At 76.6% G+C, this 14,175-nt stretch carries 13 protein-coding genes; 3 read left to right on the top strand and 10 right to left on the bottom strand.

The window, feature by feature from the left end; translation table 11 throughout:
* Positions 1-163: 163 nt before the first annotated feature.
* From ACFCX4_RS26150 to ACFCX4_RS26130, 5 genes are all read right to left on the bottom strand, one after another.
* A complete protein-coding gene (locus tag ACFCX4_RS26150; RefSeq protein WP_376147010.1) occupies positions 164-616 on the bottom strand; it encodes a peptidoglycan-binding protein in 453 nt (150 codons plus the stop codon).
* 656 nt (positions 617-1,272) lie between these two features.
* Positions 1,273-1,557, bottom strand: coding sequence for a hypothetical protein (locus ACFCX4_RS26145; protein ID WP_376147007.1), 285 nt, complete (start codon positions 1,555-1,557; stop codon positions 1,273-1,275).
* Between the two features lie 120 nt (positions 1,558-1,677).
* Entirely contained in the window at positions 1,678-1,911 is a 234-nt protein-coding gene (locus ACFCX4_RS26140; RefSeq protein ID WP_376147004.1) for a hypothetical protein, read from the bottom strand.
* Between the two features lie 199 nt (positions 1,912-2,110).
* The gene (locus ACFCX4_RS26135; RefSeq protein WP_376147001.1) at positions 2,111-3,016 is read right to left on the bottom strand and encodes a carbohydrate kinase family protein; all 906 of its coding nucleotides are present in this window, start codon (positions 3,014-3,016) and stop codon (positions 2,111-2,113) included.
* 3 nt (positions 3,017-3,019) lie between these two features.
* Positions 3,020-3,946 (bottom strand): pseudouridine-5'-phosphate glycosidase, encoded by a 927-nt coding sequence (locus ACFCX4_RS26130; RefSeq protein ID WP_376146998.1) that lies wholly within the window; start codon positions 3,944-3,946, stop codon positions 3,020-3,022.
* A 114-nt stretch (positions 3,947-4,060) separates the two neighbouring features.
* On the opposite strand from ACFCX4_RS26130, the gene ACFCX4_RS26125 reads away from it, so the two are divergent.
* The gene (locus tag ACFCX4_RS26125) at positions 4,061-4,963 is read left to right on the top strand and encodes a LysR substrate-binding domain-containing protein (RefSeq protein WP_376146995.1); all 903 of its coding nucleotides are present in this window, start codon (positions 4,061-4,063) and stop codon (positions 4,961-4,963) included.
* Between the two features lie 106 nt (positions 4,964-5,069).
* Here ACFCX4_RS26125 and ACFCX4_RS26120 read toward each other — a convergent pair whose 3' ends face one another.
* Entirely contained in the window at positions 5,070-6,647 is a 1,578-nt protein-coding gene (locus ACFCX4_RS26120) for a S8 family serine peptidase (protein WP_376146992.1), read from the bottom strand.
* A 231-nt stretch (positions 6,648-6,878) separates the two neighbouring features.
* On the opposite strand from ACFCX4_RS26120, the gene ACFCX4_RS26115 reads away from it, so the two are divergent.
* Both ACFCX4_RS26115 and ACFCX4_RS26110 read left to right on the top strand, forming a co-directional pair.
* Entirely contained in the window at positions 6,879-7,625 is a 747-nt protein-coding gene (locus tag ACFCX4_RS26115) for a Crp/Fnr family transcriptional regulator (RefSeq protein WP_376146990.1), read from the top strand.
* Entirely contained in the window at positions 7,622-8,656 is a 1,035-nt protein-coding gene (locus ACFCX4_RS26110) for a hypothetical protein (protein WP_376146988.1), read from the top strand. The genes ACFCX4_RS26115 and ACFCX4_RS26110 overlap by 4 nt, the downstream gene beginning before the upstream one ends.
* 184 nt (positions 8,657-8,840) lie before the next feature.
* Here the strand turns inward: ACFCX4_RS26110 and ACFCX4_RS26105 are convergent, their stop codons facing one another.
* The 4 genes from ACFCX4_RS26105 to ACFCX4_RS26090 are packed head-to-tail and all read right to left on the bottom strand — an operon-like array spanning position 8,841 to position 13,618.
* The gene (locus tag ACFCX4_RS26105; protein WP_376146985.1) at positions 8,841-9,005 is read right to left on the bottom strand and encodes a hypothetical protein; all 165 of its coding nucleotides are present in this window, start codon (positions 9,003-9,005) and stop codon (positions 8,841-8,843) included.
* A gap of 56 nt (positions 9,006-9,061) precedes the next feature.
* Positions 9,062-10,591 (bottom strand): dynamin family protein, encoded by a 1,530-nt coding sequence (locus ACFCX4_RS26100; protein WP_376146982.1) that lies wholly within the window; start codon positions 10,589-10,591, stop codon positions 9,062-9,064.
* Positions 10,588-11,532 carry a hypothetical protein gene (locus tag ACFCX4_RS26095; protein WP_376146979.1) on the bottom strand — a complete coding sequence of 315 codons (945 nt, stop codon included), beginning with the start codon at positions 11,530-11,532 and terminating at the stop codon, positions 10,588-10,590. The genes ACFCX4_RS26100 and ACFCX4_RS26095 overlap by 4 nt, the downstream gene beginning before the upstream one ends.
* Positions 11,533-11,536: 4 nt before the next feature.
* Positions 11,537-13,618: a dynamin family protein gene (locus tag ACFCX4_RS26090; protein ID WP_376146976.1), complete on the bottom strand. Its 2,082-nt coding sequence runs from the start codon at positions 13,616-13,618 to the stop codon at positions 11,537-11,539.
* Positions 13,619-14,175: the final 557 nt, after the last annotated feature.

Below are 14,175 nucleotides of genomic sequence, written 5' to 3'. Positions count from 1 at the left end.
CACCCGTTCCGGCACTGCGGTCATGGGTTCTCACCTCCCGGTTCCTTTGCGTACTGTTGCGGCGTCGGCCTGGATAGCGCACCGGCCCGCCGGGGGAGGCGGGGGGGCCGTCGTGCGGGTCCTGCGGGGATCGCGGGCGGGTCCGCGATCCCCGCAGGTCGGATCAGATGCCGTTGGCGAAGTCCTTGAACGCCGCCCGGGTGCCGTCGCCCGCGATCCCGTCGATCGCGCCGGTGTAGCCCCAGCCGCCGTCCTTCAGCAGTCGCTGCAGCGCCTTGACGGTGTTGGTGCCCGGGTCGCCGTCGATGGCACCGGTGTAGCCCCAGTTCTCCTTGAGGTTGCGCTGGAACGCCTTCCAGCTCTCGGTGCCGAGCTGGCCGTCGATCGCGCCGCCGTAGCCCCACCAGGTCTTCAGCCAGTTCTGCACGTTCTTGGCCTGCGCGGTGCTCAGACCGAAGTTCTGGACCGCGAGGATGCTCTGGGAGCCGGCCGCCGGCTGGACGGCCGGGGCGGCCGGGGTCGCGGTGGCGGCGCCCGCGCCGGCCACGCCGCCGACGGCGATGCCCAGGGCGAGGGTGAGGCCGACGAGCGGCCGGGTGATCTTCGTGGAGCGCATGTGCTGTTCCCCCTTCGAGTCGTGGGACGGCGGTGGCCGGAATCGGACCGGTCACCGCCGCCGGGCCGGCGGACGCCGGCTCGTGGTCGCACGGCCGGTGCCGGGGAGGGGTGGTTCGAGGTCCCCGGCCGGGCCCCGCGCCTCAGAGCCAACTACGCGTCGCACGGCCGGTCGAGCAGGGATCCGGCCACCGGCCGGAGGGCCGCGGCCCGGCCCTTCCACCTGCCCGGACGCCGATCGGTCCCGTTCCGTCCGCCGGGCCGCCGGGCCGGCGCCACGGGTGCCCCCGGGGTCACCGACGTCCGCCGGGCGGTCCGCGACCGTGCAGGTCCGGGGCGCCCGCGGGTGGGCGCAGGGCGGGCGCGGCCCGTCCCGCGCCGGTGGTGGGGGCTGTTCCGACCCAGGTGGCCGATTGCCGATCAAGGCGTTACGGGAGTGTCGACGGGGCGTCAATTCTTCGTGTACCGGGCGGCGGAACGGGCCGCCGGACCGCCCGCACCGGGCCTGCGGAGGCACGACGGCGCCGCCCGACCCGGCCCCGGAGGGCGGAACGGACGGCGCCGCGGTGACCGCCGGGCGGCGGCCGGAGGCGGAGGGCGACGGCCGGAGGGGCCGGCCCACCGCCTCCCGGCGACCACCGGAAGCGGCGGCGGCCGTCAGAAGCGGCGGCCGGCCTCGCGCTCGGACTTCTCCAGCTGGTCGATCCGGCGCTGGATCGCGTCGGCCTGGGCACGGGCCTTGCGGGCCTCGGCACGGGCGCCGTAGTGGTCCAGGGTGGCGGCCTTCTGCCGCAGGTCGGCGACCTGCTGGCGAAGCTGGTTGATGTTGACGGTGATCGAGGCGGCGGCCGCGGCCGGGGCGGTCGCGACCTGGGCGAGGGTGGCAACGGCGCCACCGGCCAGGGCCGCGGTGAGCACGAGGGCGGGGATGCGTCGACGCATGGTTCTTCCTTACGGTCGTACACGGTTCACTGACGGGGCATCATGCGATTACCTGTCAGTAACCATGATGACATGATCTTGCCGCTCCCCCGACCCCCGGCCCGGCCCCGGCCGCCCCGCTCATCCGGTCGTCGACGCACCTTCCTTGCCCTGGACGGCGCAGACCGCGCTCGCGGTCGGCCCGGCGAAGCCGAGGAGACTGCCGAGGACCTGGCGGCAGACGGCCGCCTCCCGCTCGTTGCGCGGGCCCTCCGCGGCGGCCGGCCCGGCGGCGGCCAGCGGCACCGCCAGCAGGGTGGCGGCGAGCAGCAGCCCGGAGGCGGCCGTGCGGACGGTGGATCGGGCGACGGTCATGACGAACCCCTTGTCGGGTGGGCGAAGGAACGAGCCCTGCCTACCCGACGCGGTGCGCCGCCGGTCGGACGCTGCGCCATTGGTGAGCGTGTCCCCGACAAAACCCTCGTCGGCAACCCCTCCCGCCGGTCCCCGCCAGGCACGCACGGTCCGGGCCCGCACGGTCCGGGCCCTCGCGCACCGGCGGGCCCGGACCGGCTCAGTCCTGCGGGCAGGAGGCACCGGGCGAGGCCAGCACCCGCGCCGCGCACCGGTGTCCGCGCGCGGCGGCCTCGCGCAGTCCGGCCGCGCCCAGCCCGGTACCGGTCAGCCGGCCGTCCAGGAAGGCGGCGAGGAAGCCCGCCGCGAAGGCGTCGCCCGCGCCGGTGAGGTCGCGGACCTCGCGCACCGGCGGTACCGCCACGGTGCACGGCTCCTCCCCCGGCACGTCGATCGTGGTCGCCTCGGCCCCCGACTTGGTGACCACCGTGGTGGCCGCGAGCCGCGCGCGCTCCGGCCCGGGGCGCCCGTCGGCGAGCAGCCCGAGCCAGGCGGACTCCTCCCGGTTGGCGAACAGCAGGGTGGGCGCCAGCCCGGCGGCGAGCGCCAGGAAGCGCTCCCGGCCGAAGCCCTCCAGCATGCCGGTCGAGGAGGCGTCCAGCGAGGTGGTCCCGCCGGCCGCGCGGACCCGGCGCAGCGCGTCGACGGCCGCCGTACCGACCGGCTCGCCGTCGAAGGAGTAGGCGGGCACGTGCAGATGGGTCAGCCCGTCCAGCCAGGCGTCCGGGACGGGCTCCAGCAGGGTGGCCGCTCCCCGGTCGGGCAGCATGGTGCGCTCGCCGTCCCGGTCGATGAGGACGACGATGCTGCCGGTGCTCCCCCGGTGCGCGACCCGCACGTCGACGCCCTGCGCGGCCAGGGCGTCGGCCAGACCGCGCCCGGCCGGGTCGTCGCCGACGCAGCCGAGGAAGCGGGTCGGGCACTGGCCGGCCGCGAAGGCCGCGACGTTGGCGGCACTGCCCCCGCGCTGCCGGAAGACCCTGGCCTCGGAGTCGGTGCCGTGCCGCAACGGGCCGTCGACCCAGACGACGATGTCCTCGACGAGGTCGCCGAGCACTCCGAGCACCGGTCAGCCCTCGCTTCGGGCGGCGGCCAGCGCAGTGGCGATCTCGCCGCCCAGCCGGACGTTGCCCCGGTAGACCTCGACGTTCACCTCCAGGCTGCGGCCCCGGGTGTCGCGCTGGATGTAGTCGAGCAGGAACGGGGTGGAGGCGTTGCCGGTGATGCCCTGCTGCTCGGCCTCGGCCCAGGCGCGGGTGAGCAGCGCGTCCAGCTCCTGCGGCGGGAGCTGCTTGTCCGGGTCGACCGGGTTGGCGATGAGCACGGCCTGCGGCAGCTCCAGCCCGTCGCGGGCCTCGATCACCCTGGCGGCCTCCTCGGGGGTGTCGACCCGGTAGGCGATCCGGTGGCCGGAGTCGGTGACGTAGAAGCCGGGGTAGTTGCGGGTGCGGTAGCCGATGACCGGGATGTTGAGGGTCTCGAAGCGCTCCAGGGTGGCCCGGATGTCGAGGATCGACTTCACGCCCGCGCTGATCACGGTGACCGGGGTGGCGGCCAGGGTGGTCATGTCGGCGGACTCGTCGAAGCTCTCCGAGGCGCCGAAGTGGACGCCGCCGAGGCCGCCGGTGGAGAAGACCCGGATGCCGGCGCGGTGGGCCAGGAACGCGGTGGCGGCGACGGTGGTGCCGCCGTGGCGGCCGAGCGCGGCGACCACCGGGAGGTCGCGCAGGCTCGCCTTGTCGAGGTCGTCGGCCCCGGACAGCTCCTCGATCTGGCCGGCCGAGAGGCCGACCGTGGGCACGCCCGCGTACACGCCGATGGTGGCCGGGACGACGCCGGTGGACCGCAGCCGCTCCTCGGCCTCCAGCGCGACCTCCAGGTTGCGCGGCCGGGGCAGCCCGTGGGTGAAGATCGTCGACTCCAGCGCGACGACGGGGGCGCCGGCGGCGACGGCCTCGGCGACCTCGTCGGAGATGTGGATGGGCAGTCCGGTCATGGCGTGTGCTCCCTGTGAGGCTGCCACCACGGTGTGGCAGCGGTGGCCTCAGCCTAGGGAGCGGTCACATCGGCATCCAGAATGAATACCGGCCCTTCCCATAGACTCCGGACTATGAGTCTCACCCTGCGCCAGCTGGAGGTCTTCCTCGCGGTGGCCGACACCCTGCACTTCGGCCGGGCCGCCGAGCGGCTGCACATCTCCCAGCCGACGGTCAGCCAGGAGGTCGCCCGGCTGGAGCGGACCGTCGGGGTGGAGCTGTTCGACCGCAGCCGGCGGGCGGTGCGGCTCACCGCCGCCGGGGAGGTGATGGGCGCCGAGTCGGCGCGGCTGCTCGCCCAGGCCGACTCGCTGCTCGCCCGGGTGCGGCTGCACGAGGAGACCCGACTGGGCACGGCGCGGATCGTCGCCTCCCCCACCGTGGTCAACCGGCTGCTGCCGGCCGTGGTCAGCCGGGCGGAGCGGGAGCTGCCGGAGCTGGTCCTGGCGGAACACTCGGTGGACACCGGCCGGGTCTCGTCGACGTTGGCCGCCGAGCTCGCCGACCTCGGCCTCGGCCGTTTCCTGGAGGACGTCCCCGGCTACCGGCGGGAGCGGATCGCCGACGAGCCGGTACGGGTCGCGCTGAGCCGGGACCACCCGCTGGCCGCGCGGGACGCCGTCCGGCTCGGGGAACTGGGCGACCTGCCGCTGCTGCTCTGGCCGCGCGAGCAGAGCCCGCGCTACTACGACCACGTGCTGGCGCTCTGCGCCGAACACGGGGTGGAGCCGCCGGTGCTGGTCGGCCCGGCGCGGATCGTCGGCTCCCGGCTCTACCTGCTGGCGCAGAGCCGCGCGTTCTCGCTGGTGCCCGCCTCGATGACGGGGCACCTCACCGAGGACGTGGTGACCGTCCGGACCGCCGGCCGGGCCACCCTGCCGCTGGAGCTGCAGTGGCGCCTGGACGACCGACGCCCCTCGCTGGCCGCGCTGCGCGAGCTGATCCGGGAGGAGGCGGCCGCCCTGGAGGCGTACTGATCCGCTCCGGCCGGTGTCCCGGCCCCGGCGGCCGGGCCACCCGGGACCGGAACAGCGGCGGCCAGGGCACCGGGGACCGGAACAGCGGGGCCCGGGACACCAGGGGTCAGAACTGCAGCGACCAGGAGTTGACCGTGCCGGGGAAGTACCCGCCGACGTCGGTGACCCGCAGCCGCCAGACGCCGTTGGCGGTGTGCGCGGAGGCGTCGACGCCGTAGAGGGCGACGAGGTCCGTGTAGGCCTCCCCTATGTCGGTGCCGTGGAGCAGGAACACCGCGCCGTCCGGAGCGACCAGCTCGACCTTCAGGTCACCGCGCCACCAGTAGGAGATGTTCACCGCGACGTCCAGGTCGCGCGGGGCCCGGCCGGCCACCCCGGTGACGGTCACCGCGGACTCGAACGTGCCGCGCCCCTCGAAGGTCAACGGCCCGGCGGGCGCGAAGCGCGGCCCGCGCGTCCGGTTGGGCACCGTGCCGGTGTACAGCAGCCGATTCGCGGAGCCCTGGCCGAGCCCGTGGAGCGAGCCGGTGGTCGCCTCCGAGGTCAGCGCCGCCGACACCTGGGCGGGAGTCGCGGTCCGGTGCGCCGCCAGGTACAGCGCGGCGGCACCCGCCGCGTGCGGGGCGGCCATCGACGTGCCCGACATGTCGATGCCCAGGCCGGCGTAGTCGGTCACGTACCAGGCCGAGGTGATGTCCACGCCCGGCGCGTAGAGGTCCACCAGGGGGCCGTAGTTGGAGAAGGAGGCCTCGGCGTCGCCGCGGTCGCTCGCGCCGACGGTGACGGCGGTCGGCACCCTCGCCGGCGAGTGCCCGCTCGCGTCGATGCTCTGGTTGCCCGCGGCGACCGTGTACGTCAGGCCCGAGGCGATGGAACCGGCGACCGCCGCGTCCATCACCGGGTCCGGCTCGCTGCCGAGGCTCATGTTCACCACCGCCGGGCGGACGGCGTGCCCGGTCACCCAGTCGATGCCGGCGACCACCTGCTCGGTGGTGCCCTCGCCGTCGTCGTTCAGGACCCGCACGGCGACGATCTTCGCGGCCTTGGCGATGCCGAAGGTGCTGCCCGCGACCGTCCCGGCGACATGGGTGCCGTGGCCGTGGCCGTCCTCCGCGACCGTGTCGCCGTCGATCGCGTCGTAGCCGTAGGAGGCCCGGCCGTCGAACTCCTCCGAGGTGATCCGCACCCCGGTGTCCACGATGTACGCCGTCACTCCGGCGCCCGCCGTGTCCGGGTAGGCGTAGCGGTCGTCGTACGGGAAGCGTCGCTGGTCGACCCGGTCCAGGCCCCAGGACGCGGGCGCCGTCTGCACGCCGTCGAGCCTCACCCGGCGGTTCTGCGAGACGACCGCCACCGCGGGGTCGGCGGCCAGCCGGCGGGCCTGCCCGGCGGTGAGGTCGGCCGCGAAGCCGCGCAGCGCCGCGTCGTAGCTGCGGCGCACCGATCCGCCGTACGCCCGGGCCAGCGAGGCCGCGCCCGATGCCACCGAACCCCCTTGGCCGGCGGACGGCTTGAGCACGACCAGATAGCTGCCGGGAACGGCGCCGGGCGATCCCTCGCCCTGCACGACGCCCTCCGGAACCGCCGCCGAGGCGGGGAACACCCCGCCGGCGCCCGCCGCGAGCGCGGCGGCCGTGCCGAGAACCGCGCAGACCCTGCGCAGGCGTTGCCATGGAACCATCATCCGGCCCCCTCCGGTGTCGACTGCCCACAGACTGACGCATCGTCAGATGCGCGGCAACCGGCCTGCGTTGTCGTTCGCCGGCGACCGACCGGGCGGAACGGCGGGCCGGGGCGCGCGGTGCGCCGGGACTGACACCGCGCCGGGCGGTGCGCTATCTTCCGTACCGAATAGCCCCGTTGGGGCGGGGTTGCCGACCGGGTGGGGGCAGGCACCATGCACAGCGCGCACGAAATGACCGCGCGGAGAACGGACTCCGGAAGACCCGGCGGCGCCCGGCCCCTTCCCTTCCCGCGCGGCCCGTTCACCGGACTCGACGCCACGGACCTGCGGGAACTCGGCCGGCTGGGCACCCGGCGGGTCTACGGGCCGGGCGAGGTCCTGATGCTGGAGGGCGAACCGGGCGACCGGACCGCCCTCCTGCTGACCGGCTGCGTCAAGGTGGTCGCCGGCACCGGGGACGGCGGCGAGGCGCTGCTCGCCGTCCGACTGCCGGGTGAACTGATCGGTGAACTCTCCGTGCTGGACGGTGAACCGCGCTCGGCCAGCGTCCTGGCCGTCCGCACCAGCACCACCCGGGAGATCGGCGCCCGGGCCTTCCTCGACTTCCTCGCCGACCGGCCCGCCGCCGCCCTCGCCGTGCAGCGCTCGGTCGCCCGCAAGCTCCGCACGGCCACCCGCCACCGGGTCGACGCCGGCCACGGCACCGGCCTCGCCCGGCTCGCCCGCACCCTGCACACCCTGCTCGGCTCCTACGGCACACCCACCGAGGAAGGCCTGCGGATCGACATCCCGCTCAGCCACGCCGACCTGGCCGCACTCGCCCGGCTCTCCCCCGCCAGCGTCGAACGCTCACTGCGCACCCTGCGGGACCAGGGCGCCGTCCGCACCAGCTACCGCGAACTCGTCGTCCGTGACCGCACCCTGCTCTCCCGGGCGGCCGGGCTGCCGCTCCCGTCGGACGGCGGTGACCAGGCATGAGCGGGACCGTGACTCCCCGGATGCGCCGGATCTGCCTGGTCGTCGACATCGAGGCGTACAGCGGCCGGCCCTACCGGGTCCAGGAGAAGACCCAGGACCGGCTGGACCGGGCGCTGGACCACGCCTGCCGGCGCGGCGGCATCGACCGTGCCCGCTGCGAGGCCCAGGACCGGGGCGACGGCCAACTGCTCCTGCTCCCGGCCGGCAGCGACGAGGCCAAGGCCCTGCCCGGGCTCGTCCTCGGCCTGCGCGACGCGCTGCACACCATCAACCGGGCGCCGGGAACCGCCGGGCGGCTGCGGATCCGGGCGGCCCTCGCCCAGGGCGGCGTGCAACGCGGGGCCCTGGGCTTCGTCGCCCACTCGATCGAGACCGCCTGCCGCCTGCTGGACTGCCAGGAGACCCGGGACGCCCTCCGGAACACGCCGGACACCGACCTGGCCCTGGTGGTCGCGGACGATCTGTTCAACGACGCCTTCAAGCCGGGCCTGGAGGGGCTGCCGACCGAGGACTTCACCCGGATCACCGTCACCGTCCCGGCCAAGCGCTTCGAGACCCGCGCCTGGCTGAGCACCCCCCGGTCGGGCGCGGTGGTGGCGCTGGCCTCCCCCAACCCGCCCGGCTCCCGCCGCCGCTCGGCGGGCTCGGCCCTCCTGCGGGGCCTCGGCGACGCCGCGGCCGGCGCCGCCCTGGGCGCCACCCCGGCCCTCCACCCCCACCGCGACGACCCGCACCACCACCACGACGGCACCTCCCCGCACCACCACCACGAGGACGACGCGGCCCACCACGGCGACCACGGCGACGGCGGCGGGCACCCCGACGGCCGGCACGACGACGGCGACCACCACCACGACCCCCACGACGCCGACCCCTGGGCGGACGACCCGCACCACGGCACCCCGTACGACGACTCCCACGACTCCCACGACCTCCACGAGCACTACGGTCACCACGGCCACGACGGCCACGACGCGTACGACCCGCCGGACCCCCAGACCGACCAGGGCTGGCACGGGCCGCACCACTGACCCTGCCCCGGCACCGGCGGTTCCGGCCCCGGCTCCCGGCACAGGAAGAGTGGAGAGCACCCGGCAGTGGCACCGGCGACGGGGCGGGGTGCGCGGTGCGCCCCGCCCCGGCTTCCGGCCCGCCGTCGGACGGGGGACGGCGGGCCGTGCACGGCCCGGACCGGCGGCCCGGGCGGCGGGGGCGTCACCAGCCGTCGTGGGCCGCGTGGTCGTGGTGGGGGTCGGGCTCGTGGCCGTTCTCGCCCTGGTGGTAGTCGGACGGGGACTCGTAGGCGGTGTGGTCGGCGGCCTCGATGACGTCGTCCCGGTGCAGTCGCCCGTCGTCCCAGCTCTGGTCGGGATCGCTCACGGTGGTTCCTTCCGGTGGGAGGGTGACGGGCGGCCGAGGTGCCCGTCGGGGCGCGGTCAGGCGGGCGGAGTGGCGAAGTAGATGCCCTCGCACAGCTCGCGGGCGGTCCGTGCGTGGCGGCCGACGTCGCGCAGCGGGCCGTCCTCCAGGCGCCGCCAGTCCCGGGCCGCCCGGGCCGCCGCCCGGCGCAGCTCGGCCGCCGGGGTGTCGGCGGGCAGGCGCAGCCGGGCGGTGGGGGTGCGGCCGGTGGCGAGGGCGATCAGGGCGGCGGTGGCGTCCTCGTCGAGTTCGAGCCGGTGGCCGGCCACCGCGGCGAGCGCGGTGGCGAGTTCGTGGCGGCGCAGCTCCGGGTGCCGGCGCAGCCGGCCGATCCGGGTGCGGGCCTGCCGCAGCACCTCGGCGGGCACGGCGCCGGTGCCGCCCAGGGCGGCGGCCGGGCCGAGGGCCGCCTCGACGGCGCCGAGCGCCGCGGTCGAGCGCAGCACGTCGGCGGCGTCGACGAAGCGCTGCCGCAGGTGCTCGACGACGGCGGTGATGCCCGAGGCGGCGCGGAACTCCGCGAGCAGGGCGGCGGCCCCGAGCGGCCGGCCCGCGGCGGCGGCGCGGCGGGCGGCCGTCAGCGCGGTGTCGACGCCGTAGACGCCCAACAGGCCGAACAGCCGCTCGCGTTCGGCCCGGTCGAGCGGCGCGGCGTCCCAGTCGAGGAAGCGCCGGCCCGAGTAGAGGGCCCGGCGAAGGTCCCCGGAGGGGGCGTCGGCGAGCCGGCGGACGAGGGCGGCGTCCGGCTCGGTGAAGTCGTCGCCGAGGGCGGTCTGGGCGAGCAGTCCGACGACCGGGAGCACACCGTCGACCAGTCCGGCGAGCCGGCCGGCGTTGGTCGCGGCGACCTGACGGGCGCGCGGCCACGGGTCGCCGTGGCCGTCGCCGAGCAGGTCGATGCGGCTGAGCACACCGACGGCGTTGAGCGCCGTCATCCGGCCGTCGGCCTGGGCCCGCAGGGCGCCGAGCGCCTCGGCGTCGCCCGCGCCGGGGTGCGGCATGACGTAGATCATCGCGTCGGCGCGGGCGAGGGCGTCCAGGGCCGGTCCGTCGAGACCGCTCAGCGAGTCGAGACCCGGGGTGTCCACCAGCACGCAGTCGCCCGCCGGCCGCAGCCCGGCGGCCTCGACCACCACCTCGGCGATCTGCTCGGCGGGGACACCGAGGTCGCGGGGGTCGCGCGGCAGCCCGCCGGCCTGCCAGTGGTCGGTGCCGTCGCGCCGCCGGACGCGCAGCCGGTTCAGCGGGCCGGGGCGGAACCAGGCGACCACCGTGGTGCACTCGGTGGCGGCCGAGGCGGCCAGCCGACGGCCGAGCAGGGCGTTGACCAGGGTGGACTTGCCCGCGTTCATCCGCCCGCCGACGGCGACGCGCAGGGTGTGCTCGGCCAGCCGCTGCCGGACGGCGCGCACCCCGTCGGCGGGCTGGCCGGGCGGCAGCCACCCGGCCAGCTCGGTGCAGAACGCGGCCACCAGCGGGGCGAGTTCGGGACCGGGCGCCGGGCCGGGGGCGGGCCCGGACGCCTCCCCGGGCCCGCGGAGGCTCACCGCGCCACCGCCGGAGCGGTGGTGCCGGCCGGCGGGGCGGTGCCGCGCTGCTCGCGGGCGAGCAGTCCGGCGAGGCGCCTGGCCGGCCGGGCCAGGCCCGCGAGCTCGGCCTTCTCCTCGCGCGCCAGCTCCTCCCAGTACTTGAGCCGCTTGGCCGCGCTCTCCACGCCCTTGAACCAGGAGACCAGGCTGTCCACCCCGTTGGCCTCCTTGCGCAGGTCCTTGACCATGCCCTTGGACATGGCCAGCTGCTCCGCGACGTGGTCCGCCCGGTGGCTGAGCAGGGTGGAGAGGCACCACAGGACGGGGACGGCGATCCCGCGCGGCGAGGGCCCGCAGGAGAGCGCGACCGTCGTCCCGCGCACCCGTCCGCCGCTGCCGAGCAGCTCCTCCAGCGGGGCGGTGGCGGCGCGGGCCCGGGCCCAGGCAGCGGCGTCGGTCAGCAGATCGGCCTTGGTGTGGGCGAGCACGATCGGCAGCGGGGCGGACCCGTCGCCGACGGCCCGGTGCAGCAGGACGACGGTGCGGCGCACCTCGTCGTGGGAGTCGGGGTCGGTGGCGAGCCGGTGGGCGTCGGCGAAGACGACCACCGCGTCGGCGCCGGTGAGCCGGTCGAGCAGCTGCCCGGCCTCGGGGTCGTCGGCGGCCGAGCTGGTCAGCGCCCCGCCCCGGTAGTCCGTCCAGTGGAAGCCCACGACCTCCTTGCGCCCGTACTCCAGAGCGGCCTTCAGGTCGGTGGGCCGGGAGGTCGGCGGCGGGTAGACGCCGCGGCTCAGCTGCTTGCCCGCGCCGGTCAGCCGGTCCGCGGTCGCACGGTCGGCCGTGACCATCCGGAAGCCCTTGCGGCCGGCCGCGAGGTGGGTGAACATCGCGGCGAGGTAGCTGCTCTTGCCGGCGCTGCTGTGGCCGAGGGCGACCACCCGCAGGTTGGTGAGGTCCATCCGGTCAGCTCCGTTCCCGGTCGGGACGGCCCCCGGCCGTTCCCAGCGCGTGGGCGAGGGCGAGCCCTTCGTCGCGCAGGGCGGTGAGCGAGCCGATCCGGCGGCGGGTGCGGTCCCGGGCGGCGGCGAGGTCGGCGGCGGCGGTGGCCAGGTTGCGCCGGTGGTCGGCGAGTTGGCGTTCCAGCCGGAGTCGCTCGGCGACGATCGCCTGGTCGAGCGCGACCCCGAGCCGGTCGGTCAGCTCGTCGACGTGACCGGTGATCTGGGCGGGGATCTCGGTGCTCAGTTCGGTGAGGACCCGGTTGAGGTGCCGGGTGGCGTCCCCGCGCACCCGGCCGAGTTCGGCCCGCTGCCGGCGGCGGCGGGTGAGCACGGCGAGCATCGCGTAGCCCGCCACCGCGGGCACCAGCACGCTGCCGGTGACCAGGGCGACCACGGTGCTGAAGGTGGTCGCGGTGCCGAGCGAGGGGATCACGCTCTCGATCACCCCCATCGGGCCGCCGTCCGGGTGCTTGGTGGTCACCATCGGCTGCCCGGCGGCGCCGCGTTCGGCACGGATCAGGGAACCGTCGCCGACCAGCGCGAGTTCGGCGCCGGGCCGGGCGCCGTCCGCCCCGGCGGTGTCCAGCACGGTGGCGCACTCGTGCCGGACCCGCTCCTCCAGCACGGCCAGGCCGCGCCGCGCGGCGTTGTCCAGCTGCAGCCAGACCGCCTCCACCTGGGCCTCCAGCTCGGCCGGGAAGTCCTGGGCCAGCGCGCCGGGTTCGGAGGTCGCGATCTTCGCCTCGGCGGTCTGGCGGACGTCGTTGAGGCTGCGCCGGAAGCCCAGTTGGAGGGTGTTCTTGAGGTCGCGGGCACCGGTCGTCAGCACCCGCCGCCACTGGGCGCTCTCCGGCTGGAGCAGGCGCAGCGCCTCCTCGGCCCGTTCGACGTCGGCGGCCAGGGTCGGGTCCTGCTGGAGCGAGCGCATCCGCAGCTCCTGCCCGGCCAGCGGGGTGGCGAGCGCCGCCAGGGCGACGTGCACCACGTTGGCGAGCCGCAGGTCGGCGGCGCGGGCGGCGATCCGGCGGCGCAGCAGGGCGTCCAGCGGCTCGAAACCGCTCTCCTCCAGGAGTTCGGCCGCATCGTCGAGTTCGCCGGCCCCGGCGGCGTCGGCCGCGTCCCGGCGGGCCCGGTTGCTGACCGGGAACCAGGGGGCTTCGGCGTGCCGGGGAGCGTGCCGGGCGAGCAGCTCGCGGTTGCGTTCGAGGACGGCGGGCCAGGCGTCGTGGCTGTCGGTCTTGGTGAGCACGAAGACCGTCTCGGCGGTGCGCTCGGTCGCCCGGGCCAGGAACTCCAGCTCGGAACGGGTGAGTTCACTGGATCCGTCGACGACGAAGATCAGCGCGTCGGCGTTCTCCAGCGCGGCCAGGGCGAGCCGGGCGTGACCGCTGACCAGACCGCCGACGCCCGGGGTGTCGACGAGTTCCAGGCCGGCGGCGAGCAGCGGGACCGGCAGTTCGACCTCGACGTGGTGCACGTCGAGGCGGTGCGGGCGGCCGGTGAGCGGGTCGACGGCGGCGTACTCGGCGATCCGCTCCAGCGGGATCGGCTCGGGACGGGTCGCGGCGTCGGCGGCCCCGGCCGCGGCGGTGGCCCCGGCCCCGGGGGCGGGCTCCGGGGGCCGGGTGCCGACGGGCAGCAGGTACGCCTCGGCGCGCGGACGGTCGCCGTGCCGGACGACGACGTGGACGCCGGTGGCGACGTCGGCGTCGACCGGCAGGAGGTCCCAGACGCCGACCAGGCTGTTGATGGTGGAGCTCTTGCCGCGCTTCTTCTCCCCGACGACGACCAGGGCGGCGGCGCCCTCGGCGGCTCGGGCGGCCTCCGCGCGGACGCGCCGGGCGCCGTCGGCCGCCGGATCGGTTCCGGGGGTGCCGTCGGCCCCGGCGGCGTCGGCGGCCTCGGCGGGTGCGGCTTCGGCGGGTTCGGCTTCGGCGGGTTCGGCTTCGGTGCCGCGGGCGGCGCGGTCGAGGAGGTCCGCGGTGCGGGCCGCGAAGTCCAGGACGCGGGCCCGGGAGGGGGCTTCGGGGCGGGGCGAGGTCATGAGGGTTCTCCCGTGGCGGAGTCGGTCCGGGTGACGGGGTCGGCGGGCGGGCGCGACGGCGGCGGTGTGGTGGGCGGGGCCGTCGTCGGCGGGCGGCCGGGCGGAGACACCGGGTCGGACTCGGGCCCGGGGGCGGGCCCGGGCTCGGGGTCGTCGTCGAAGTCGCCGAACATGCCCGACAGGTCGGCCTGCTGCGGGTCCACGGCCCGGGAGCGCCAGCGCGGCGGCTCCTCCGCGACCGGACGCGGCGTGCCGGCGCCGGCGCCGGGGACCCCCGGGCGGAACGGGTCCGGCCCGGGCGGCGGACCGGCGGGCTCCCCCGCGGACGGCGCCGGACGCCCGGACGGGCCGGCACCCGGAGGGTCGGCAGGGCGGGGGGCCGGACTCGGGCCCGGGCGCCCCGGGGGGCCGCCCGGGCCGGGCAGCGGCCCGCCCAGGCCGTCGTACGGATCGCGACCGGTGACCGGGTCGTAGCCGTAGCGCGGCGAACCGCCGGCTCCGGCCCCGGGTACCCGGTAGTCCGACGGCCCGCCGTCCGGCGTCCGACCGTCCGGCAC

The organism is Kitasatospora sp. NPDC056327, assembly GCF_042261735.1.
Classification (GTDB): Bacteria; Actinomycetota; Actinomycetes; order Streptomycetales; family Streptomycetaceae; genus Kitasatospora.
Note: the sequence above shows the minus strand (reverse complement) of the source record. Positions and strands in the feature narration are given on the sequence as shown.